This is a genomic window from Clavibacter sp. VKM Ac-2872, from assembly GCF_015351105.1.
Taxonomy (GTDB): Bacteria; Actinomycetota; Actinomycetes; order Actinomycetales; family Microbacteriaceae; genus Clavibacter.
On record NZ_JADKRR010000002.1, the window covers coordinates 266,298 to 286,419 of the forward strand.

A 20,122-nucleotide genomic window follows, 5' to 3' on the forward strand; every position below is an offset into this window, starting at 1 on the left:
GCCACCCGGGGGATGCGCGCGAGGGCGCCGAGGGGCTAGGCGCGCGGGCGCTCCAGCCGCTCCTCGAGGGCGCGCGCGAGCTCCGGATCCGCCGCGATCAGGAGCTCGTCCGACGCGGGTCCGCCGCCGATCCCGGTCACGCGCGCACCCGCTTCCGCCGCGATGAGGGCGCCGGCCGCGTGGTCCCACGGCTTGAGCCCGCGCTCGAAGTAGGCGTCGGTGCGGCCCGCCGCGACGTTGCAGAGGTCCAGCGACGCGGCGCCGATGCGGCGGATGTCGCGCACCTCGCCGAGCAGATCCGTGATCACGCGGCCCTGCCGCATGCGCGTCTCCGCGCCGTAGGAGAAGCCCGTGCCGACGAGGGCGAGGGCGAGCGGCACGTCGGCGTTGACGGCGAGCGGCCGGCCGTCGAGCGCGGATCCGCCGCCCGCCGTCGCCGTGTAGACCTCGCCGAGGGTGGGGTTCACGACGCAGCCGGCGCGGGCGGTCCAGGTGAGCGGATCCGCCTCGCCCTCGACCACCGCGATGCTCACGGCCCACGCGGGGATCCCGTAGAGGAAGTTGACGGTCCCGTCGATGGGGTCGACCACCCAGGTGAGGCCGGACGTGCCCGCCGTGCCCTCGGACTCCTCGCCGAGGAAGCCGTCGTCGGGGCGGACGTCCTGCAGCGCCCGCCGGATGAGGTCCTCGGTCTCGCGGTCCGTGTGCGTGACGATGTCCTCGGGGCTCGACTTCGACGCGGCGACCTCGACGCCCTCCCGGCGGCGGCGGAGCGCGAGCTCCCCGGCGCGGACGGCGATGTCGCGGGCGATGGACAGGAGCGCGGTGTCACCGGGGGTCGTCATGCGACCAGCCTGGCAGAGCCGTCGGGGACCCCGCGGCGGGACGACTCAGGCGGGCGGGACGGCTCAGGCGGGCGGGACGGCTCAGGCGGGCGCGACGCCCGTGCGCTCGTCCACCACCGGGGTGTGCGACGCGGCCTCGCGGAGGTGCCCCCGCTCGATCCGGCGCGCGTTCCACAGCAGGGTCACGCCCAGCACCATCAGCCCGCCCGCGGCCAGCAGCGCCCATGCGCCGCCGACGTGCGTCGTGATGAGCGCGGCGACGAGCGCGCCGAGCCCCATGCAGACGATCGCGCCGATGCGACGGGCCCACGCGGCGCCCGTGCCGCCCGCGACGCGGCTGTCGGAGGAGAGGTTCACCATCGTCATCGTCACGACGACGGTGGAGAGGTCGCGCAGGCCGATGCTCTTGACCGCGGCCGCCTGCGCGCCGAGCAGCAGCGCGAGGACGCCCGTGATGGCGATCATCACCCCGGTGTCGAGCGTGCCGACCGCGAGCCAGACCACCGCGAGCGCGAGGGTCGTGAGCGTGCCCGTGGCGAGGATCCAGACGGACGAGCGCGGCAGGTGCACGTCGGTGGGCGCGCGCCGGGCGATGCGCGACGCGATCACCGCGCCGAGCATGAAGGCCACGAGCGCCACGAGGTTGTTGAGCACGGGGATGCCGGCGACGCCCACCAGGCCGAAGCCGATGAAGAGCACGTTGCCGGTCATGTTGCCGGTGAAGACGCGGTCGAGCGCGAGGTAGCTGACGCCGTCGATGGCGCCGGTCGCGGTGGTCATCACGAGCAGGGCGGCGATGTAGGAGCCCTCGGGCCAGGGACGGGACACGGGCGCTCCTCGACGGTCGGGCGACGGACCCTCTCACCCTAGGGCGGGTCGGCCGCCGCCGAGGTCAGGCGGGGAGCCCGTCGGGATCGCTCGCCGCCGGGTCGGCGGCGCCCTCCCGGATGCGCGTCCGCTCGATGCGGCGCGCGTTCGCCAGCAGCCCGACCCCGACCGTCATCAGCGCCCCCGCGACGAGCAGCGCCCACGGGGCGCCGATGCGCGTCGTGATGAGCGCCGAGACCAGCGCGCCGCTCGCCATCGCCGCGATGGCACCGAGGCGGCGGCGCCACGCGGCACCCGTGCCGCCGGCGACGCGGCTGTCCGAGGAGAGGTTCACCGCTGTCATCGTCACGACCACGGTGGAGAGGTCGGAGAGGCCGATGCTCCGCACGGCGGCCGCCTGCGCGCCGAGCAGGAGGGAGAAGAGCCCGGTGATCGCGATCATCACGCCCTCCTCGAGAGCGCCGACCGCGAACCAGACCCCCGCGAGCGCGAAGGTGAGCAGGGTGTTCACGACGAGGATCCCCACGGCCGGCCGCGGCAGGCGCAGGTCGGTGGGCGCGCGGCAGGTGATGCGCGACGCGATGACCGCGCCGGCCATGAACGCGACGAGCGCCACGGCGTTGTTGAGCACGGGGACGCCGGCGACGCCCACCAGGCCGAAGCCGATGAAGATGACGTTGCCGGTCATGTTGCCGGTGAAGACGCGGTCGAGGGCGAGGTAGCTGACGCCGTCGATCGCGCCGGTGGCGGTCGTCAGGACGAGCAGGGCGGCGACGTACGCGCCTTCGGGCCAGTGTCGGGGCATGGGGAGGCTCCTCGATGTCGGGACGAATGGCGCCCCAAATTAGGGGGCGCCCCTCCGTGCCCCCTGGGATCAGGCGCTCTCGTCCCGCGTCGCCCGCGCGGCCGCGGATGCCAGACGGGACACCTCGTCGTCGTCGAGCACGAGCTGCGCGGCGGGCATCAGCTGCCGGATCTGCCGGGCCGTGCGTGCGCCGACGAGCGCGCTCGCGATACCGGGCCGACCGAGCACCCACGCGATGGCGACCTCGGCGACGGTGACGCCGCGCATCCGCGCGATCTCCTCGGCGGCGCGCACCGTCGCGTGCCCGCCCGCCGTCATGTACTGCTCGGCGTCGAGGGCGCGGGCCGACGGCACGGCGGGCGCGCCCGGCAGGTACTTGCCGGTGAGGAACCCCTTCGCCAGCACGCTGTGCGCGACGAGGCCGAGACCCTCCTGTCGGACGAGCGCCTGCAGCCGACCCTCCGCGTGATCCCGGGCCAGCAGGCTGTACTCCTCCTGCACCACACCCACGGGGACCGCGCCGGATCCGTGCGCGAGCGCGAGCGCCTCCTCGATCCGCTCGGGGCGGAAGCCGGAGACGCCCACGAGCCGCGCCTTGCCCTCCTTCACCAGGTCGGACAGCGCGGCGACGGTCTCCTCGAGCGGCGTGCGGGTGTCGTCGAGGTGCGCGTGCACGACGTCGACGTGCCCGGTGCCGAGGCGGCGGAGCGAGGCGTCCACGCCGCGGCGGATGGACGCGGCCGACGTGCCCGGGGCGTCGCGGCTCTTGCCGACCTTCGTGCCGACGACCACCTCGTCGCGGCAGCCGCGCGCGGCGAGCCATCCGCCGATGATCGCCTCGGACTCGCCGCCCGCGTGGCCGGGCACCCACTGCGAGTACGAGGACGCGGTGTCGACGAAGGTGCCGCCCTCCTCCCGGTAGGCGTCGAGGATCGCGAACGCCTCCTCGCGGTCGGTGGTCCAGCCGAAGCCGCTCGTGCCGAGGCCGAGCGTGGAGACGACGACGCCGGACGTGCCGAGGGCGCGCGTGCGGGGGCCGGGTGCGGCGGGGAACATCGGTGGTGGATCCAGGTCGTCGGGCGCGCGGGCGACTCTGCCTGCGCGGGCGGGCCCCGACGGATGCGTCGAGGCAGACGAACGGCCCCGCGCGAGCGGGGCCGTCCGGTGCGGTGGCGAGTGAGGGATTCGAACCCCCGAAGGCTGAGCCGTCTGATTTACAGTCAGATCCCTTTGGCCGCTAGGGTAACTCGCCATGCGCACCCGACCTGTGTGATCACGGACCGGAGACGCTCGTCGATGATAGCGGGCGCCGGCCCGCGAACCGAAATCGTCGGATCCCCTCGCCGCGGGCCGCAGCCGCCCGTCCCTTAACATGGTCGGCATGGCAGATTCCTCGTTCGACGTCGTCAGCAAGGTCGACCGCATGGAGGCGGACAACGCCGTCCACCAGACCCAGAAGGAGGTGGAGCAGCGCTACGACTTCAAGAACGTGGGCGCCTCCATCGAGTGGAGCGGCGACACCATCCTCATGAAGGCCTCGAGCGAGGAGCGCGTGAAGGCGATCCTCGACGTGCTGCAGACGAAGATGATCAAGCGCGGCATCGGCCTCAAGAGCCTCGAGGAGGGCGAGCCCTTCGCGTCCGGCAAGGAGTACCGCATCGAGGTCACGCTCAAGCAGGGCATCGACCAGGCCAACGCGAAGAAGATCGGCAAGATCATCCGCGACGAGGGCCCGAAGAGCATCAAGAGCCGCGTCGAGGGCGACGAGCTCCGCGTCTCGAGCAAGAGCCGCGACGACCTGCAGCAGACCATCGCGCTGCTCAAGGGCGCGGACGTCGACCTCGACCTGCAGTTCGTCAACTTCCGCTGATCCGCCGGCGTCCGGTGCCCCGGACGGCCGTGTCCGCGGGGCGCGCGGCCCGTCGGCGGAGGGGTCCCGGCGGATAGACTCCGCCTGATGGACCCCTCGATGACCACCCTCGTCCTCGCGGGGCTCGCGGTCGTCGTCGACTTCATCGTGCGCGTGGTGGCCCTGCTGGTCATCCCCCGGAACCGCCGGCCGTCCACGGCCATGGCGTGGCTGATGGCGATCTTCTTCCTGCCGTACATCGGCATCTTCCTCTTCCTCCTCATCGGCTCCACCCGGCTGCCGAAGCGGCGCCGGGAGAAGCAGCAGGAGATCAACCGGTTCATCATCGAGTCGACCGAGGGCATCGAGCGCGTCACGCGCGAGCACTCCTGGCCGTCGTGGCTCGACTCGGTCGTGGAGCTCAACCGCACGCTCGGCTCCATGCCGCTCGTGGGCGGCAACCGGGCGAAGCTCTACAGCCACTACGACGAGTCCATCGCCGCCATGACCGCGGAGGTCGAGAAGGCGACGCGGTACGTGCACGTCGAGTTCTACATCCTCGCGTGGGACGTCACGAGCGCGCCCTTCTTCGACGCCATGGAGCGCGCCGTGCAGCGCGGGGTGACGGTGCGCGTGCTGCTCGACCACATCGCGTCGCTGCGCGCGCCCGGCTACCGGCGGACGACGCGCAAGCTCACGGCCATCGGCGCGGACTGGCACCTCATGCTCCCCGTGCAGCCGCTGCGCGGTCGCTACCAGCGGCCGGATCTACGCAACCACCGCAAGGTGCTCGTGATCGACGGCCGCGTGGGCTTCATGGGATCCCAGAACATGGTCCACCGCAGCTACAACAAGGTCGTCAACCGCAAGCGCGGCCTGAAGTGGCAGGACCTCATGACGCGCCTCGAGGGCCCCATCGTCAGCGGCCTCAACGCGATCTTCATCACCGACTGGTACGCCGAGACCGACCAGCTGCTCGTGCGCGAGACCGAGCCCATCGAGATCGCGGCCTCGGACGACGACGAGGAGCTCGACTGCCAGGTCGTGCCGTCCGGCCCCGGGTTCCCCGGCGAGAACAACCTCCGGCTGTTCAACGCGCTCCTCTACTACGCGCAGGAGCGGATCGTCATCACGTCGCCGTACTTCGTGCCCGACGACTCCATGCGGTACGCGATCACCACGGCCGTGCAGCGCGGGCTCTCCGTGGAGCTGTTCGTGAGCGAGATCGGCGACCAGCCCGTGGTGTACCACGCGCAGCGCTCCTACTACGAGGAGCTCCTGAACGCGGGCGTGCGGATCTGGATGTACCGCGCCCCGTACATCCTGCACAGCAAGCACTTCACGATCGACGACGACGTGGCCGTCATCGGATCCAGCAACATGGACATGCGGTCGTTCAGCCTCAACATGGAGGTGTCGCTGATGGTGCGCGGCCCGGGCTTCGTGCGCGAGATGCGGCGGGTCGAGGACGGCTACCGGGAACGCAGCCGCGAGCTCACCCTCGACGAGTGGAGCCGGCGCACGCGCTTCAGCACGGTGCTCGACAACCTCGCGCGCCTGACCTCGGGCGTGCAGTAGACGCGACGGACCCGCGCCGGACGCGGATCAGTCGCGGTCGACGGCCGACGCCCCCGGGAGGCCGTGGTCCTGGCCGTGCTCCTGGGCGGTGGCGCGATCGAGGACGTCCTGCAGCAGGTCGCGCAGCGGCGAGTCGCCCGCGCCCTGGCCGGCGATGTCGCGGCGGACCTGGTCGCCGACGCGCCAGATGACGGGGAGCATCTCGCGCCCGGCGTCCGTGAGGCCGACCGAGAGGCGGCGCTCATCCGTGGTGTCGCGGAAGCGCGTGACGTAGCCGAACACCTCCAGGCGCTTGAGCAGCGGGGAGAGCGTGCCCGGGGTGAGGTGCAGCTTCTCGGCGAGGTCGACGACCGCCTGCGGCTCCTCCTCGTCGAGGGCCAGCAGCACCAGGTACTGCGGGTGCGTCAGGTTGAGCGGCTGCAGCAGCGGCCGGTAGAGCGAGACCACCGCGCGCGAGGCCGCGGCCAGGAGCACGCCGGTCTCGTCCTGCAGCAGTGTGAGCGATCTCTGTGCCATTTCTTTTCCTCTGGCTCGTCCGTACGTCGATGCCGGGGTCTTGGACACTTCCTCCACCGTACGCCTGTCGGAGCGCGGGGACGCTGCGCGCACAGGCAACCATCGGCCGGGGTCGTCCGCGCGCTCACGCGAGCGTACTGGGAGCGGCCGCCACCAGGAGCGCGCCCAGGAGCAGCCACGGGCCGAAGGGCACGGCGGTCGACGCCCGCGCACGGCCGCCGACCAGCAGGGCGGTGGCCGCGACGCCGCCGAGGAGCGTGCCCGCGGCGAGGCCCAGCGCGACCTGCGCCGGCCCGAGCTGCCCGAGCGCCAGGCCGATGACGCCGGCGAGCTTCACGTCGCCCGTGCCGAGGCCGCCGCCGGTCGCGGCCTGGAGGAGCGCGAGCACGGCGACGGCTGCCGCTCCGCACGCCGCCGCCGCGAGCAGCAGGCCGGATCCGCCGGCGACCAGCGCGAGGGCCGCCGCCGCGACGGCCGCGGGAGCGGTGGCGCGGTCGGGCAGGCGGTGCGCCGCGAGGTCGGCGAGGACGAGCACCGGGCCGACGGCCACGAGGAGGAGCGCCACGGGGATCCGCGCGGGCGGCGTCTCGGTGAGGACGAGGGCGGCGAGGATCCCCGCGACCAGGGCGGCGACGACCGCGGCGGCGGCGCCGAGGCCGGGGAGCGGATCCGACGGCCGGGCGTCGAGGCCACCTGGGCGGCGGCCTCCGTCGAGGGCGACGCGGGCGAGCGCCGGGGATGCGGCGCCGAGGGCGGCGCCGGCGAGCCCGACCGCGGCGACGAGGGCGGTCGGGGTGGCGGGGATCACGCGGCGACCCTAGGGGCTGCGGGGCGCGCGCCGGGCGGTGGGGCGACCGGCTGGGGACGGACGGCGGACGGGCGCCCGCGGGAGGAGCGCGGGCGCCCGTCAGCGTCGATCAGGTGGAGCGGATCAGACGGACTGCCGCCGACGCGACGCCTCGAGCATCTCCTCGCGCTCGACCACCTTGATGCGGGCGCGCCCGTGCGGCTGGCCCAGGGCGATCTCGTGCTCGTCCAGCGCGTGCCAGCCGGCGAGGTCGGTGTACTCGATGCCGCGCTCGGCGAGGAGGTCGACGATCGCCTGCTCCTCGGGCGCCTCGGGGGTCCACCAGTCGCCCTGGTCGTTGAGCACGTGCGAGACGGTCTCCATGGCGTCGGACTTGGTGTGCCCGATCAGGCCGATGGGCCCGCGCTTGATCCAGCCCGTGGCGTAGACGCCGGGGATGCGGGTGTTGTCCTCGTCGAGGACCTGGCCCTCGTGGTTCGGGATGACGCCGCGGACCTCGTCGAACGGGATCCCGTCGACGGGCGAGCCGAAGTAGCCGACCGCGCGGTAGACCGCCTGGACGGGCACGTCGCGGTACTCGCCCGTGCCCTCCACGCCGCCGAGGCCGTCCGGCCGGGTGCGCTCGATGCGCAGGCCCGCGACCCGCGGCTCGGCGTCGTCGGACGCGAGCACCTCCGCGGGGCGCGAGTAGAAGTGCAGGTGCAGGCGGCGGGACGCGGATCCGGTCTCCCGCGTGCGCCACTTCTCCAGCACGCGGCTGATGACCATGACCTGCTTGTTGGTCTTCGCGGCCTCCTCGGCGGCGGGATCCACGCCGAAGTCCTCGTCGTGGACGATGACGTCGACGTCGGGCACCTCGCCCAGCTCGCGCAGCTCGAGCGGCGTGAACTTCACCTGCGCGGGGCCGCGGCGGCCGAAGACGTGCACGTCGGTGACGGGCGAGTGCTTGAGCCCCGTGTAGACGTTGTCCGGGATCTCGGTGGGCAGCAGGTCGTCCGCGTGCTTGGCGAGCATGCGCGCGACGTCGAGCGCCACGTTGCCGTTGCCGATGACGGCCACCTCGCGGGCGTCGAGCGGCCAGTCGCGCGGGAAGTCCGGGTGGCCGTCGAACCAGTTGACGAAGTCGGCCGCGCCGTAGGAGCCCGGCAGGTCGATGCCGGGGATGTCGAGCGCGGCGTCGCGGATCGCGCCCGTGGAGAAGATGACCGCGTTGTAGTGCCTCTGCAGGTCCTCCAGCGTGATGTCGCGGCCGTAGTCGACGTTGCCGAAGATGCGGATGTCACCGCGGTCGAGCACGTCGCGCAGCGCGCCGATGATGCCCTTGATGCGCGGGTGGTCGGGCGCGACGCCGTAGCGGACGAGGCCGTACGGCGCGGGGAGGCGCTCGAACAGGTCGATGGAGACGTCGAACTGCTTCTCGGCCTTCAGGATGATGTCGGCCGCGTAGATGCCCGCGGGCCCTGCGCCCACGATGGCCAGCCTGAGCTTGGTCACTGGTGTCTCCGGTTCGTCGTCGTCCCCGTGCCGGCCGTGCGGGGGCGTGGTGGTGCGGATCCCCGCGAGAGCCGGCGGGGACGAGCGGCAGCTAGCGCGTGCGCTCGACGATGGTGTCGGCGAAGCGCGTGAGCGCCTTCTTCACCGGGCCCTCGGGGAGGGGCGCGAGCGCGTCGACCGCGTCGGCGGCCCAGCGGTGGGCCTCCGCGATGGTGCGGGCGGTGACCTCGTGGTCGCGGAGCTCGGCGATGGCCGCGGTGAGGTCGGCCTCGGACTCGGGCGTCTCCTCGTGCTCGACGTCGCGCTGGATCCGCGCGAGCAGCGACGCCGCGGCGGCGTCCGTCTCCGCGAGCCGACGCAGGTAGAGGAGGGGGAGGGTGGCGACGCCCGCGCGCAGGTCGGTGCCGGCGAGCTTGCCGGTCTCCTCGGGCTGGTCGGCGAGGTCGAGCACGTCGTCGACGAGCTGGAAGGCCACGCCCGTGCGCTCGCCGAAGGCCAGCACGGCCGACTCGAGCTCGGGATCCGCGCCGGAGTAGATGACGCCCATCTGCGCGGCGCACGCGATGAGGGAGCCGGTCTTGTCGGCGAGGACGTCGAGGTAGTGCTCGATCGGATCTTGGCTCTCACGCGGGCCGATGGTCTCGTGCAGCTGGCCGAGCACGAGGCGCTCGAAGGTCGCGGCCTGCAGGCGGATGGCGCGCGGGCCGAGGTCGGCCACGATCTTGCTGGCGCGGGCGAAGAGGAGGTCGCCCGCGAGGATGGCCACGGAGTTGCCCCACACGGCCTGCGCGCTCGGGACGCCGCGGCGCATGTCCGCCTCGTCCATGACGTCGTCGTGGTACAGCGACGCGAGGTGCGTGATCTCGATGGCGACGGCCGCGTCCACCACCTGCTGCGTGTTGCCCTCGCCGAGCTGGGCGATGAGGAGGGCGAGCATGGGGCGCACGCGCTTGCCGCCGGCGTCGAGGAGGTAGCGCGTGGTGACGTCGGCCACGTCGTCGGCGAACCGGACCTCGCGGAGCAGCTGCTCCTCGACGAGCGCGAGCCCGTCGTCGATGCTGCGCGCCATCCGCCGGTCGTCCGAGGACGCGAAGAGGCGCTCGGTGAGGCTGGCGTGGGCGGCGACGGAGCTGCCGCGCCGGGCGAGCGGGATGCTCGGACTCATGTTCGGCGTCCTTGTCTGTGGGGTTCGCGCGCGGTCAGGACGCGGCGGGACGGGGAGCGGCGTGACGGCCGGCGGGCTTGACGCCGCGGTGCAGCGCCACGATCCCCGCGGTGAGGTTGCGGTGCTCGACCGACGCGAACCCCGCCTCGCGGAGCCACGAGGCCAGCGTCTCCTGGTCGGGCCAGGCCTGGATCGACTCGTTGAGGTACTCGTACGCGCCGGCGTTGGAGCTCACGAGCTTCACGAGCGACGGCGCGACGGCCTTCATGTAGAGGTCGTAGCCGCGGCGCACGAGCGGCACGGGCGGGGTGCTGAACTCGCAGATGACGATGCGGCCGCCGGGCTTGAGCACGCGGAGCAGCTCGTCGAGGCCCTTGCGCGGCTCGACCACGTTGCGGAGGCCGAAGGAGATGGTGACGGCGTCGAAGGAGTCGTCGTCGAAGGGGAGGTCGGTGGCGTCCGCGTGCACGAACTCGACCCGGTCGTTGCCGGCGAGGCGGCGGCGGCCCACCTCGAGCATGCCCTCGGAGAAGTCGGCGGCGACCACGTGCGCGCCGGACGCGGCGAGCGCGGCGCTCGAGGTGCCCGTGCCCGCGGCGAGGTCGAGGATCCGCTCCCCGGCGACGGGCGCGACGGCCCGCGTGGTGGCGACGCGCCACAGCTGGTCGTTCCCTACCGACAGCAGGGTGTTCGTGCGGTCGTAGGCGCTCGAGACCTCGTCGAACATGGCCGACACCTGGCCGGGCTTCTTGCTGAGGTCTGCTCGCATCACGCCGTCAGTCTATTCGGGCGCGCTGGGCACGCGGTGGGCGGCGGCCGGATGCCCAGGGGCCCATCAGAGGACGGGGGCGACGGGCGCGGACGGGGTCGGGATCCGGGGTCGGCCGACGCCCGGAGAGGCCCGGATCCCCGGCGGTAGGGTGGCACCCGTGACCGCATCCCGCGTCCGAGCGCTCCTCGTCGACACCACCCCCGTCGACTCCATCGCCCGGCTCGTCCCCCTCCTCGACGCCCGGCACCCGCTCCTGTGGCTGCGGCACGGATCCGGGATGGGCGGCATCGGCGAGGCGCTCCGGCTCGAGTTCCGCGGGCCCGACCGCGTGCGGGAGGCCGCCGCCGCGTGGCGCGAGGTGGCCGCCGCGGCGACCGTCACGGATCCGCTCGGGATCCCCGGCACCGGCCTCATCGCGTTCGGCGCGTTCGCCTTCGCCGACGACTCGGCCGCCGCGAGCGTGCTCGTCGTGCCGCGCGTCGTGGTCGGCCGACGGGACGGGGTGTCGTGGGTCACGCGGATCCGGCTGGCCGACCAGGAGGACGGCGACATCGCCTCCCCGCTCGACGCCCTGGCCGCGGGCGCCATCCCCGTGCCGGAGCGCTCCGGCGCCGAGTACCGGCTGCACCTGCGCCCCGGGTCCATGGGACCCGACGACTACGAGGCCGCCGTCGCGAGCGCCGTCGCGACCATCGGCACGGGCCGCATGCAGAAGGTCGTGCTCGCGCGCGACCTCGTCGGCCGCCTCCCCCTCGGCGGCGACCTCCGCCTCGCCCTCAGCCGCTTCGCGCTCGGCTACCCGGACTGCTGGACCTACGCGGTCGACGGCCTCATCGGCGCCAGCCCCGAGACGCTCGTGCGCGTCGGCGGCGGCACGGTCGGCGCGCGCGTCCTCGCCGGCACCGTCTCGCGCGGCGCGGACGCGCGGGCCGACGCCGCCGCGGCAGCCGGCCTCGCCGCGAGCCCCAAGGACAACGAGGAGCACGCGTTCGCGCGCGACAGCGTGCTCGACGCCCTGCGCCCGCACAGCCGCGACCTCGCCACGACCGACGCGCCCTTCACGCTCAAGCTGCCGAACCTGTGGCACCTGGCGAGCGACGTCACGGGCACGCTGGGCGACGGATCCTCCTCGCTCGACCTCGTGGGCGCGCTGCACCCGACGGCCGCGGTCGCCGGGCACCCGACGGCCGCCGCCCTGGAGCTCATCGCCGAGCTGGAGCCCGCCGACCGCGGACGCTACGCCGGACCGGTCGGCTGGGTCGCGGCCGACGGCGACGGCGAGTGGGCCATCGCGCTGCGGGGCGCCCAGGTGGATCCGTCGGGCGCCATCGTCGCGCACGCGGGCGCCGGCATCGTCGCGGGATCCGACCCCGAGCGCGAGCGCGCCGAGACGGCGATGAAGTTCCGGCCCGTCGTGGAGGCGCTGGGCTAGAGGCCGGCGCCGTCCGCCGCGATCTCCTCAGCCCGATCCGGCAGGGCGCGTCGGCGCAGGAGCGCGGGCGCCGCGATCCCCGCGACCACCAGCGCCGCGACCGCGCCGGCCGTGATGCCGGCCACCGGTCCCGCCGCGTCCACCACCGAGCCGACCGCGGCCGCCGCGAGCGCGACCCCCGTGTTGACGGCCGTGTTCACCCACGCGGACGCCTCGGTGCGCACCGACGGCGCGGTCTGCGCGTCGGCGAGGAGGTACCCCGTGACCATCGCGGGCGCGAGGAACAGGCCGACGGGGACGAGGCCGACGGCGAGCAGGAGGAGGCCGATGACGTCCGGCGCGTCGGCGACGCGGGCCGCGACCACGGCGAGGAGGGCCGTCGCGGCGAGCATCGCGGCGACGAGGACGACCAGGCGGATCCGCGCCGGCGCCCGCCACGCGCGCGACCCGTACGCGAGGCCCCCGACCGCGCTGCCCGCGGCGAACGCGGCGAGCAGCGGGCCCGCGAGCGCCGTGCTGCCGGCGCGCTCGGCCAGCGCGGCGACGGCGACCTCGACGGATCCGAGCACCGCGCCCACGCCGAGCAGCGTCACGAGCAGGGGGATCAGGAGCGGCTGGCGGAGCGGATCCGTCGTGCGACGACGCGCGCGCCCGCCATCCGCCCGCGCCTCCGGGAGCGGCGCGACGCGTGCGCCCTGCGCCCGGGACAGCCGCGACGACGTCATGCCGAGCGTGCCCAGCACGCTCGCGGCGGCCGATGCGAGCACGGCGACCTCGGGATCCGCGACCGCGACGAGCGCCGCCACGAGGAGCGGGCCGACCGTGAACACGACCTCCTCCCCCACGGCGTCGAGGCTGTAGGCGCGCGTCCGCATCCGCGCGTCGGGCACGAGCGCCGCCCACACGACGCGCATGGCGGCGCCGAGCGGCGGCATCGGGAGGCCGGCGAGCGCGGCCGCCGCGACGACGACTCCCACGGGCGCGCCGATCCGCACGGCGGCGAGAACGCCGACGAGCCCGAGCGCGTGGGCGACCGCGAGCGCCACGAGCACGGGACGCTGGCCGCGGGCGTCCACGAGCCGGGCCCGGGCCGGCGAGGCGAGCACGTTGGCGAGGCCGAACGCGCCCGTCGCGAGGCCGGCGGCGGCGAAGGACCCCGTACGCGCCTGGACGAGGAGCAGCAGCGCGAGCGCGACCATCGCGAACGAGAGGCGGCCGAGCATCGCCGGGAGGAACACGCGGAGCGCACCCGGCAGCGCCAGGACGGCGAGGTAGCCGGCGGGGACGGGCGGCGGCGTGCCGGCCGCGGTCACGCGGTCGCCGGATCCGCGGGCGCACCCGGCGCCGGCGGCGCGGCGGCGCCCTCCGCCATCGCGAACAGCGCCAGGGTCGCGCTGACCCGCACGTCGTCGTCGCCCGGCCGGCGGGCGGAGTCGTCGTGGAGCACGGTGCCGAGCTCGCGGGCCAGCTCCTGCACGCGGATCCACGTGCCGGTGGAGACCGTGAGCTCGGCGTCCGTGATCATCGGCCGCGTGCCGTCCGCATGCCCTGCCGCGCGGCGGGTGAGCTCCGCCGTGAGCGCGGCGGCCAGCGTCGGCATGCTGCCCCCGGTCAGCGCGTCGAGCCGCTCGCCGCTCGCGGGCACGTGCCGGTAGCGCCGGGCCGCTCCCCCGCGGATCCGCTCGACGCCCGCGTCCTCGAGCAGCCCGGCCTCGCGGAGGCGGCGCAGGTGGTAGCTGACGTTGGCCTGCGTCTCGCCGAGCTCCCGCGCGGCCTCGGAGGCGCTCACGGGTGACCGCGTGCAGAGCGACAGGAGGCGCAGGCGCAGCGGGTGGGCGATGACGCGGAGGTCGCGGAGGTCGGTCTCGTCGGCGGGCACGCGGCCATCCGACCACGTCGGGGGCATCACTGTCAAACATCCGTTTGGGGGTCGGGAGGATGACGCGCATCCGGCCGCGGTCGTGGTCGACTCGGGCGATGACCGCATCCGACCGCACCCTCCCGATCGACGGCCTCGTCAACGCCCGCGACCTCGGCGGCATCCGCCTCCGTGGCGGCGGCACGACCCCGACCGGCGCCCTCGCCCGCTGCGAGGACGCGGACCTCATCACCGACACCGGCTGGGAGCGCCTGCGCGAGCTCGGCTACCGCACGGTGCTGGACCTCCGGCAGCCGGCCGAGCGGGCCCGGGACACGCACCCGCGGCCCGAGTGGATCCACGTCGCGCACGTCGACCTCGACGGCCTCGACGACCACCCGGACTTCTGGGTCCCGTACTGGGACACGGGCCTCGTCGGCACGCCCCTCTACTACCTGCCGCACCTCGCCGAGCTGCCGGAACGGGCGGGCGCCGCCCTGCGGACGATCGCCGATGCCCCCGCGGGTGGCGTGCTCTTCCACTGCGGCGCCGGCCGCGACCGCACGGGCCTGGTCGCGCTGCTGCTGCTCCTCGCGGTGGGCGCCGAGCCGGACGAGATCGTCGACGACTACCTGGAGAGCATCCGCCTCGGGCCGGAGCGGTCGGCGAACCAGGGCCAGCCCGACCTGGAGCCCGCGATCGCGGACCTCCTCGCGGAGCGCGGCACCACGAGCGAGGCGGCGTTCCGGGACGCGATGGCGGGGATCGACCTCGACCGGTTCCTCGACGCGGTCGGCTTCACGGACGACGAGCGCCGGGCGCTGCGCACGTGGCGCGGCGCGATCCCGGCCTGAGCCCGGCCCCCGGACCCGACCCATCCGCTACCGGACGAGCGGCACCTCGATGAGGAGCGGCGCCTCGGACGCCGTCGTGAGCGCCGCCTCCAGCTCACCGTGCGTCGCGGCGCGGAGGTGCGCCCAGCCGTAGGCCCGCGCGAGGCTCGCGAGGTCCACCCGCTGGGGCGTGAACATGACGCGGTCGATGGCGGCGGGCGCCGCGGTGCGCGACACCTCGAGGCCGTCGAAGATCGTGCCGCCGCCGTCGTTGCCGACGATGACCTGGATCCGCGGCACGCGCTCGCCCGTGCCGAGCAGCAGCGATCCGACGTCGTGCAGGAGCGTCAGGTCGCCGACGAGCACGCGCGTGATCCCCGCGGCCGCGCTGCCGGATCCGGCCTGCGACGCCAGCGCGATGCCGAGGCCGGTGGAGATGGTGCCGTCGATGCCGGCGAGGCCGCGGTTGGCATGCACGCGCACGCGCTTGCCGGGGAGCGCGCGGTCGGCCTCGCGGATGAGGCGCGACGCCCCGAGCACGAGCCGGTCGTGCGGCCAGGTGGCCTGCCAGAGCGCGCGCACGAGGTGGCGGCGGGTGACGTCGGCGCGCACGGCGGCGAGCTCGGCCTTCGCGAACTCGCGGCGCTCGGCGGGCGTGGTGCCGGAGGGGAGGAGCGGCGCGGACTCCGCGGCGGTCGCCTCGTCGAGGATCGCACGGCTCGCCTGCACCCACGTGCCGAGCCAGCGCCGGGCGTCAGCGGGATCCGCGGGCTCGCCCACCACGCGCACGGCGGCCGGGTGGGCGGTGACGCGGTGGCGCGGGTCGTAGTCCTCGCCGCCGGTGGATCCGACGACGATCGCCTCCACGTCCTCCCGCCCCACGAGCAGCGGGACCTCGCGCGTGAGCGTGGGGTGGCCGAACACGATCACGCGCTCGACGCGGTCGCCGAAGCCGGGGCGGGCGAGCAGCTCGCGGAAGGAGACGACGAGGTTCGGGCCGAAGTGGGATCCGCTGGAGATCTCGGCCGCGAGCGGCCAGCCGCCGGCGCGCGCGAGCTCCTCGGCGGCCTCGCCCGCGGCGTGGCCGGCGACGACGAGGGTGCGCGGGCCGTGCGGGAGGTCGAGGACGTCGGCGGGCACGGCGGCGGAGGGCTCAGGCGCGGCGGCGGCGTCGTCGTCGGCGGCGGCGCGCGCCTCGGCGACGGCGTCCGCGAGGTCCGGCACCGCGACGGACAGCGGATCCCGGAACGCCACGTTCACGTGCACCGGCGTGCGCTCGTCGCGGGCCCGCCGGTACGCGTCGCGCGCGATCACCGCATCGCGCGCCAGGTCGTCGTCGGTCTCCTCGGGCGCCGGCACGTCGACGACGACGACCCGGTCGCCGAACATGCCGGGCTGGCGGGTGGTCTGGTTGCTGGCGATCCCGCGGAGCTCCGCCGGGCGGTCGCCCGTGAGGAGCAGCATCGGGACGCCCGAGTGCCAGCCCTCGAGCACCGCGGGGTGGAGGTTGGCGACGGCCGTGCCGGACGTGGTGATGACGGGCGCCGGACGGCCGGACTCGACGCCGAGCCCGAGCGCCAGGAACGCGGCGGCGCGCTCGTCGACGCGCACGTGCAGTCGCACGCCGTCGACGCGCTCCAGCTCCGCCGCGACGAGCGCGAGGGCCTGGGACCGGGATCCGGGGCACAGCACGACGTCGGTGACGCCCTCGGCGACGAGCGCCAGCATCATCGCGACCGCGCGATCCGTGGAGGGGTTGCCCGTGCGGGGCGAGGTGGAGGACGGGTGGGGGGGACGGGAGTCGGTCGCGGTCACCGGAGGTCAGGCGTCCCGGCGACCCGGCGCGCGGTCGTCGTCGTCGCGGTTCGGGCGGGTGGGACCGCCTGCGGCGCCCGGTCCCTTCGGGGCGTCCGGGCCCGTGCCGTCGCTGTCGAGGTCGGCGAGCTCCTGCTCGAGGCGGCGGATCCGCTCCTCCTCGGAGCGGGTGCGGCCGAGGCCGGAGAGGAAGTCGGGGTCGTCGTCCGGGCCGAGGCGGCGGCCGGATGCGCGGGCCAGGTCGGTGCGGTCCTTGCCGATCGCGAGCCACAGGATGCCGCCGATGACGGGCACCAGGACGACCACCGCGATCCACACCGGCTTCGGGAGGCCGCGCATGCGGGTCCGCGGCGTCAGGGAGGTGTCCACGATGACGAAGACCGTGAAGAACACGATCACGACGGCGAGACCGATCAACAGGCGGGGCATCTCCCGATGGTAGCTCCGCAACCGGGGAGGACGCCGGGCGTCCAGCGAGTGGGAAGGGGGCGCGGGCCGGACCCCGGCTGGGCGACGACGGCCTGTGCAGGCGACCGGCCCGTCCAGGCGATCGACCTATGCTGACCCGGTGAGTTCCCGTCGCTACTGGCTCGTCTACACCGTCGTCCGCATCCTCCTGTTCGCCGTCCCGTTCGGGCTGGTGGTCGCCGTGAGCCCGGACTTCTGGCCGCTGGCCGCGGTCATCGGCGCGGTCGTGTCGTTCTGCGGGTCCTACATCTTCCTGCGCAGCCAGCGCGAGGCCATGGCGGCGGATCTCGCGGCGATCGCGGCCGGCCGCAAGGCGCCCGTCGAGGACGACGACACCGAGGACGCGGCGATCGACGCGGCCGAGCGCCGGGCCCGCGCGGCGGGTGCCGCTGACGTCGCGGCCGCGCCAGGTGCGGGATCCTCAGAAACGGCCGCCGCGACCCCGCGCGCCGATGGCGAGGCCGAGCGCAGCTGAGGCCGGAGCCGAGATCCCGTCGGGGCTGCAGCCTCAGCGCCCTGCCGGATACGCTCGAGCCGCACCAGCACGGACGTCGACGAGGGGATGCACGCGTGAGCGCCGGACCTCTCGACCTCGCCTTCTCGGCGACCATCGGCGTCACCGTCAAGGGCGACCTGTGGCCGTGCGTCGAGGTCCCCGGCTCCGTGGAGCTCCTCGGGACGGGCAAGGCGGTCAAGGTGACGGCGACCATCGACGGCGAACCGCTGACGGCCGGCCTCCTGCCCACCGGCACCGGCGGCCACATGCTCTCGATCAGCGCGAAGCTCCGGAAGAAGCTGGGCAAGGACCTGGGCGACCAGGTCGCCGTCCGGATCACCGAGCGCCTGACCTGACCGCCCCGCGCGCAGCTGCGTCGCGCGCGTCAGCCCGGGTCCGCGGATCCGTCGCGCTCGATCGGCACGTAGGCGACCCACCTGCCGCCCGACGTCGGGGCCGTGTCGCGCACCGCGGGCGGGGTCGTGCGCGTCGACGGCGTGAGGCGCCCGCCGTCGAGCACGAGGTACCGCTCCCCCGGTCGTGCCCCTGCTACCGCCCGGGAGACGTGCGCAGCGAGCGCGGCGGCCGCCCGCTCGGGATCCGCCGCCGACCGCTCCGCCCACCACGCGCGGAGCGCCGCGTCGACCACGAGCACAGCCCGTCGATGCACGCCCGCCCGCTCGCGGATCGCGAGGAGCCGCGGGTCGTCGGTCGGCCACGTCTGGTGGTCGACCTCGAGCGCGCGGACGAGGGCGGGTTCCATCGCGCTCAGAACGCGAACGCCGCCCCGAGGCCGAGGCCGAACGTCAGCGCGGCCATGCTCGTGAGCTGGAGGGACAGGATCAGCTCCTTGGGGGTGCGGCCCGTGCACGCGATGATCGCGGCCGGCAGCGCCAGCACGAGCGTGAACAGCACCAGCAGCGCCTTCGGGTAGAAGAGGAAGAAGAAGACCACGACGCCGTAGGCGATGGCGATCTCGATGCAGTAGACGATCCGCGAGCCGCGCGGGCCGAGCCGCACCGCGAGGGTGCGCTTGCCGACCTTGCCGTCCTGCTCGATGTCGCGGATGTTGTTGACCATGAGCACCGCGCACGCGAAGCCGCCCGCCGCGACGCCGCCCAGCCAGCCCTCGCCCGTGATCATGCCGATGAGGACGAACTGGGTGCCGGCCGTCGCGACCAGGCCGAAGAAGAGGAAGACGACGACGTCGCCGAGGCCGGCGTAGCCGTAGGGGCGCTTGCCGCCGGTGTAGAAGTAGGCCGCGACGATGGCGACGGCGCCGACCGCGAGGAGCCACCAGTGTCCGGTGATGACCACGATCGCGAGGCCCGCGACCGCGGCCAGGCCGAGGAAGGTGAGCGCCACGGTGAGCACGGTGCGGGGCTTCGCGGCGCCGGATCCGGTGAGGCGGGCGGGGCCGACGCGCACGTCGTCGGTGCCGCGGACGCCGTCGGAGTAGTCGTTGGCGTAGTTCACGCCGATCTGCAGCAGGACGGCGACCGCGAGGCAGAGGAGCGCGAGGCCGAGGGAGACGCCTTCGTCGGGGCCGAGCGCGCGGGCCGCTCCCGCGCCGATCGCGACGGGGGCGACGGCGAGCGGGAGGGTGCGGATGCGCGCGCCGGAGATCCAGTCGCGCGCGGTGGCCTTCCGCACCTTGGCCGGGTTGCCGGAGCGGGCCTTCGCGGGGGATCCCGGGCGGGTGCGGGCTGCGGAGGACGGGGCCTTCCGGGTGCTCTTCTTCTTCTGTGCCACGAGGGGCGATCCTACGCGGGGACTGTCCGCGCGACCCGCCGAGCGAACGCGGAGCTAGCGGCTGCCGCCCACGGGCGACGGCGCCCAGCCGTCCGCCGGGCAGTTCCAGCGCATGATCGCGTGGCGGCCGTGCTCGAAGCCGAGCTCGCTGAGCGTGGAGGTCGAGAGCGTGAGGATCCCGCCGGCCTCCGCGGGCAGGCCGACCCACGCGACGGCGAGCGCGCGGATCACGTGGGCGTGCGCGACGAGGAGCACGTCCTGGCCGGACTCGAGAACGGGCAGCACGCGCTCGAGCACCTGGAGCACGCGGGCGCGGACCTGCCCGGACGTCTCGCCCGGGGTGTCGCCCGCGGGGACGCCGTCGGTCCAGAGGTCCCAGTGGCCGCGCTCGGACTGGATGTCGGCGGTGGTGCGGCCCTCGTACGCGCCGTAGTCGAACTCGACGAGCCGGTCGTCGACCTCCGCCTGGTCGCCATAGCCGATGAGCTCGGCCGTGCGCTGCGCGCGCGAGCGGGGGCTGGCGAGCACGAGACCGAACTCCGTGCCGGCGAGCACGCCGCCGACCGCGCGGGCCTGCTCCTCGCCGGTCTCCGTGAGGGGGATGTCGGTCGTGCCGGTGTGGCGCCCGTTGACGCTCCACTCGGTCTGCCCGTGGCGCACCATGACGATGCGGCCGCGGACCTTCTCCTGCCACTCCGGGGTGCCGGGGATCTCGGCGCGGGCGATGGCCGCGTCCACCTCCGCGTACATCGGCGCCACGTCGTCGCGGGCGAGGCGCTTGGCGGTGGCGGGGTTCATGCCGGTCATC

At 74.7% G+C, this 20,122-nt stretch carries 22 protein-coding genes and 1 tRNA gene; 6 read left to right on the forward strand and 17 right to left on the reverse strand.

Annotation, left to right across the window (positions count from 1 at the left end):
* Positions 1-35: 35 nt before the first annotated feature.
* From ITJ40_RS11600 to ITJ40_RS11620, 5 genes are all read right to left on the reverse strand, one after another.
* Positions 36-845: an inositol monophosphatase family protein gene (locus ITJ40_RS11600; protein ID WP_194667215.1), complete on the reverse strand. Its 810-nt coding sequence runs from the start codon at positions 843-845 to the stop codon at positions 36-38.
* Between the two features lie 81 nt (positions 846-926).
* Positions 927-1,673 (reverse strand): YoaK family protein, encoded by a 747-nt coding sequence (locus tag ITJ40_RS11605; protein WP_194667216.1) that lies wholly within the window; start codon positions 1,671-1,673, stop codon positions 927-929.
* A gap of 64 nt (positions 1,674-1,737) precedes the next feature.
* Positions 1,738-2,478 (reverse strand): YoaK family protein, encoded by a 741-nt coding sequence (locus ITJ40_RS11610; RefSeq protein WP_194667217.1) that lies wholly within the window; start codon positions 2,476-2,478, stop codon positions 1,738-1,740.
* 69 nt (positions 2,479-2,547) lie between these two features.
* Complete coding sequence (locus ITJ40_RS11615; protein ID WP_194667218.1) at positions 2,548-3,534, reverse strand: aldo/keto reductase; 987 nt, start codon at positions 3,532-3,534, stop codon at positions 2,548-2,550.
* Between the two features lie 114 nt (positions 3,535-3,648).
* Positions 3,649-3,730, reverse strand: a tRNA-Tyr gene (locus ITJ40_RS11620).
* Positions 3,731-3,859: 129 nt separating this feature from the next.
* Between ITJ40_RS11620 and ITJ40_RS11625 the strand changes: the two genes are divergently transcribed.
* Entirely contained in the window at positions 3,860-4,348 is a 489-nt protein-coding gene (locus tag ITJ40_RS11625; RefSeq protein WP_043583901.1) for a YajQ family cyclic di-GMP-binding protein, read from the forward strand.
* A gap of 87 nt (positions 4,349-4,435) precedes the next feature.
* Positions 4,436-5,905 (forward strand): cardiolipin synthase, encoded by a 1,470-nt coding sequence (cls, locus tag ITJ40_RS11630; RefSeq protein WP_194667219.1) that lies wholly within the window; start codon positions 4,436-4,438, stop codon positions 5,903-5,905.
* Between the two features lie 27 nt (positions 5,906-5,932).
* Here the strand turns inward: cls and ITJ40_RS11635 are convergent, their stop codons facing one another.
* From ITJ40_RS11635 to ubiE, 5 genes are all read right to left on the reverse strand, one after another.
* Positions 5,933-6,421 (reverse strand): MarR family winged helix-turn-helix transcriptional regulator, encoded by a 489-nt coding sequence (locus ITJ40_RS11635; protein WP_194667220.1) that lies wholly within the window; start codon positions 6,419-6,421, stop codon positions 5,933-5,935.
* A 124-nt stretch (positions 6,422-6,545) separates the two neighbouring features.
* A complete protein-coding gene (locus tag ITJ40_RS11640) occupies positions 6,546-7,229 on the reverse strand; it encodes a prepilin peptidase (RefSeq protein WP_194667221.1) in 684 nt (227 codons plus the stop codon).
* A gap of 123 nt (positions 7,230-7,352) precedes the next feature.
* Complete coding sequence (locus tag ITJ40_RS11645) at positions 7,353-8,723, reverse strand: FAD-dependent oxidoreductase (RefSeq protein WP_194667222.1); 1,371 nt, start codon at positions 8,721-8,723, stop codon at positions 7,353-7,355.
* Positions 8,724-8,814: 91 nt separating this feature from the next.
* Positions 8,815-9,888 (reverse strand): polyprenyl synthetase family protein, encoded by a 1,074-nt coding sequence (locus tag ITJ40_RS11650; protein WP_194667223.1) that lies wholly within the window; start codon positions 9,886-9,888, stop codon positions 8,815-8,817.
* Positions 9,889-9,922: 34 nt separating this feature from the next.
* Positions 9,923-10,657 (reverse strand): bifunctional demethylmenaquinone methyltransferase/2-methoxy-6-polyprenyl-1,4-benzoquinol methylase UbiE, encoded by a 735-nt coding sequence (gene ubiE, locus ITJ40_RS11655; protein WP_194667433.1) that lies wholly within the window; start codon positions 10,655-10,657, stop codon positions 9,923-9,925.
* A 160-nt stretch (positions 10,658-10,817) separates the two neighbouring features.
* Between ubiE and ITJ40_RS11660 the strand changes: the two genes are divergently transcribed.
* Complete coding sequence (locus ITJ40_RS11660; RefSeq protein WP_194667224.1) at positions 10,818-12,092, forward strand: chorismate-binding protein; 1,275 nt, start codon at positions 10,818-10,820, stop codon at positions 12,090-12,092.
* On the opposite strand, the gene ITJ40_RS11665 is transcribed toward ITJ40_RS11660, so the two are convergent.
* Together ITJ40_RS11665 and ITJ40_RS11670 are read right to left on the reverse strand one after the other, a co-directional pair.
* Positions 12,089-13,405 (reverse strand): MFS transporter, encoded by a 1,317-nt coding sequence (locus ITJ40_RS11665; protein ID WP_194667225.1) that lies wholly within the window; start codon positions 13,403-13,405, stop codon positions 12,089-12,091. The two genes, ITJ40_RS11660 and ITJ40_RS11665, sit on opposite strands and share 4 nt — an antisense overlap.
* Complete coding sequence (locus ITJ40_RS11670; RefSeq protein ID WP_370532042.1) at positions 13,402-13,971, reverse strand: ArsR/SmtB family transcription factor; 570 nt, start codon at positions 13,969-13,971, stop codon at positions 13,402-13,404. Before ITJ40_RS11670 ends, ITJ40_RS11665 begins: the two co-directional genes overlap by 4 nt.
* Before the next feature lie 98 nt (positions 13,972-14,069).
* Between ITJ40_RS11670 and ITJ40_RS11675 the strand changes: the two genes are divergently transcribed.
* Positions 14,070-14,804 (forward strand): tyrosine-protein phosphatase, encoded by a 735-nt coding sequence (locus ITJ40_RS11675; RefSeq protein WP_194667226.1) that lies wholly within the window; start codon positions 14,070-14,072, stop codon positions 14,802-14,804.
* A 27-nt stretch (positions 14,805-14,831) separates the two neighbouring features.
* On the opposite strand, the gene menD is transcribed toward ITJ40_RS11675, so the two are convergent.
* Together menD and ITJ40_RS11685 are read right to left on the reverse strand one after the other, a co-directional pair.
* The gene (menD, locus tag ITJ40_RS11680) at positions 14,832-16,598 is read right to left on the reverse strand and encodes a 2-succinyl-5-enolpyruvyl-6-hydroxy-3-cyclohexene-1-carboxylic-acid synthase (RefSeq protein ID WP_194667227.1); all 1,767 of its coding nucleotides are present in this window, start codon (positions 16,596-16,598) and stop codon (positions 14,832-14,834) included.
* A 6-nt stretch (positions 16,599-16,604) separates the two neighbouring features.
* Positions 16,605-17,027, reverse strand: coding sequence for a PLD nuclease N-terminal domain-containing protein (locus ITJ40_RS11685; protein ID WP_194667228.1), 423 nt, complete (start codon positions 17,025-17,027; stop codon positions 16,605-16,607).
* Positions 17,028-17,166: 139 nt separating this feature from the next.
* On the opposite strand from ITJ40_RS11685, the gene ITJ40_RS11690 reads away from it, so the two are divergent.
* Together ITJ40_RS11690 and ITJ40_RS11695 are read left to right on the forward strand one after the other, a co-directional pair.
* Positions 17,167-17,541 carry a DUF4229 domain-containing protein gene (locus tag ITJ40_RS11690; protein WP_194667229.1) on the forward strand — a complete coding sequence of 125 codons (375 nt, stop codon included), beginning with the start codon at positions 17,167-17,169 and terminating at the stop codon, positions 17,539-17,541.
* Between the two features lie 95 nt (positions 17,542-17,636).
* Positions 17,637-17,918: a DUF1905 domain-containing protein gene (locus ITJ40_RS11695; RefSeq protein WP_194667230.1), complete on the forward strand. Its 282-nt coding sequence runs from the start codon at positions 17,637-17,639 to the stop codon at positions 17,916-17,918.
* Positions 17,919-17,947: 29 nt separating this feature from the next.
* On the opposite strand, the gene ITJ40_RS11700 is transcribed toward ITJ40_RS11695, so the two are convergent.
* The 3 genes from ITJ40_RS11700 to ITJ40_RS11710 are packed head-to-tail and all read right to left on the reverse strand — an operon-like array spanning position 17,948 to position 20,121.
* Positions 17,948-18,325 carry a hypothetical protein gene (locus ITJ40_RS11700; RefSeq protein ID WP_194667231.1) on the reverse strand — a complete coding sequence of 126 codons (378 nt, stop codon included), beginning with the start codon at positions 18,323-18,325 and terminating at the stop codon, positions 17,948-17,950.
* A gap of 5 nt (positions 18,326-18,330) precedes the next feature.
* A complete protein-coding gene (locus ITJ40_RS11705; protein WP_370532043.1) occupies positions 18,331-19,314 on the reverse strand; it encodes a 1,4-dihydroxy-2-naphthoate polyprenyltransferase in 984 nt (327 codons plus the stop codon).
* A gap of 54 nt (positions 19,315-19,368) precedes the next feature.
* Positions 19,369-20,121, reverse strand: a complete 753-nt coding sequence (locus ITJ40_RS11710; protein WP_194667232.1) for a histidine phosphatase family protein — start codon at positions 20,119-20,121, stop codon at positions 19,369-19,371.
* Between the last annotated feature and the right edge of the window lies 1 nt (position 20,122).

What these genes read in the sequence shown, in the direction of transcription:
- ITJ40_RS11650 (WP_194667223.1), bottom strand. Translation starts at nt 9,888, where the DNA reads ATGAGTCCGAGCATCCCGCTCGCCCGGCGCGGCAGCTCCGTCGCCGCC.
- ubiE (WP_194667433.1), bottom strand. Translation starts at nt 10,657, where the DNA reads ATGCGAGCAGACCTCAGCAAGAAGCCCGGCCAGGTGTCGGCCATGTTC.
- ITJ40_RS11710 (WP_194667232.1), bottom strand. Translation starts at nt 20,121, where the DNA reads ATGACCGGCATGAACCCCGCCACCGCCAAGCGCCTCGCCCGCGACGAC.
- cls (WP_194667219.1), top strand. Translation starts at nt 4,436, where the DNA reads ATGGACCCCTCGATGACCACCCTCGTCCTCGCGGGGCTCGCGGTCGTC.
- ITJ40_RS11615 (WP_194667218.1), bottom strand. Translation starts at nt 3,534, where the DNA reads ATGTTCCCCGCCGCACCCGGCCCCCGCACGCGCGCCCTCGGCACGTCC.
- ITJ40_RS11700 (WP_194667231.1), bottom strand. Translation starts at nt 18,325, where the DNA reads ATGGAACCCGCCCTCGTCCGCGCGCTCGAGGTCGACCACCAGACGTGG.
- ITJ40_RS11675 (WP_194667226.1), top strand. Translation starts at nt 14,070, where the DNA reads ATGACCGCATCCGACCGCACCCTCCCGATCGACGGCCTCGTCAACGCC.
- ITJ40_RS11625 (WP_043583901.1), top strand. Translation starts at nt 3,860, where the DNA reads ATGGCAGATTCCTCGTTCGACGTCGTCAGCAAGGTCGACCGCATGGAG.
- ITJ40_RS11600 (WP_194667215.1), bottom strand. Translation starts at nt 845, where the DNA reads ATGACGACCCCCGGTGACACCGCGCTCCTGTCCATCGCCCGCGACATC.
- ITJ40_RS11635 (WP_194667220.1), bottom strand. Translation starts at nt 6,421, where the DNA reads ATGGCACAGAGATCGCTCACACTGCTGCAGGACGAGACCGGCGTGCTC.
- ITJ40_RS11685 (WP_194667228.1), bottom strand. Translation starts at nt 17,027, where the DNA reads ATGCCCCGCCTGTTGATCGGTCTCGCCGTCGTGATCGTGTTCTTCACG.
- ITJ40_RS11610 (WP_194667217.1), bottom strand. Translation starts at nt 2,478, where the DNA reads ATGCCCCGACACTGGCCCGAAGGCGCGTACGTCGCCGCCCTGCTCGTC.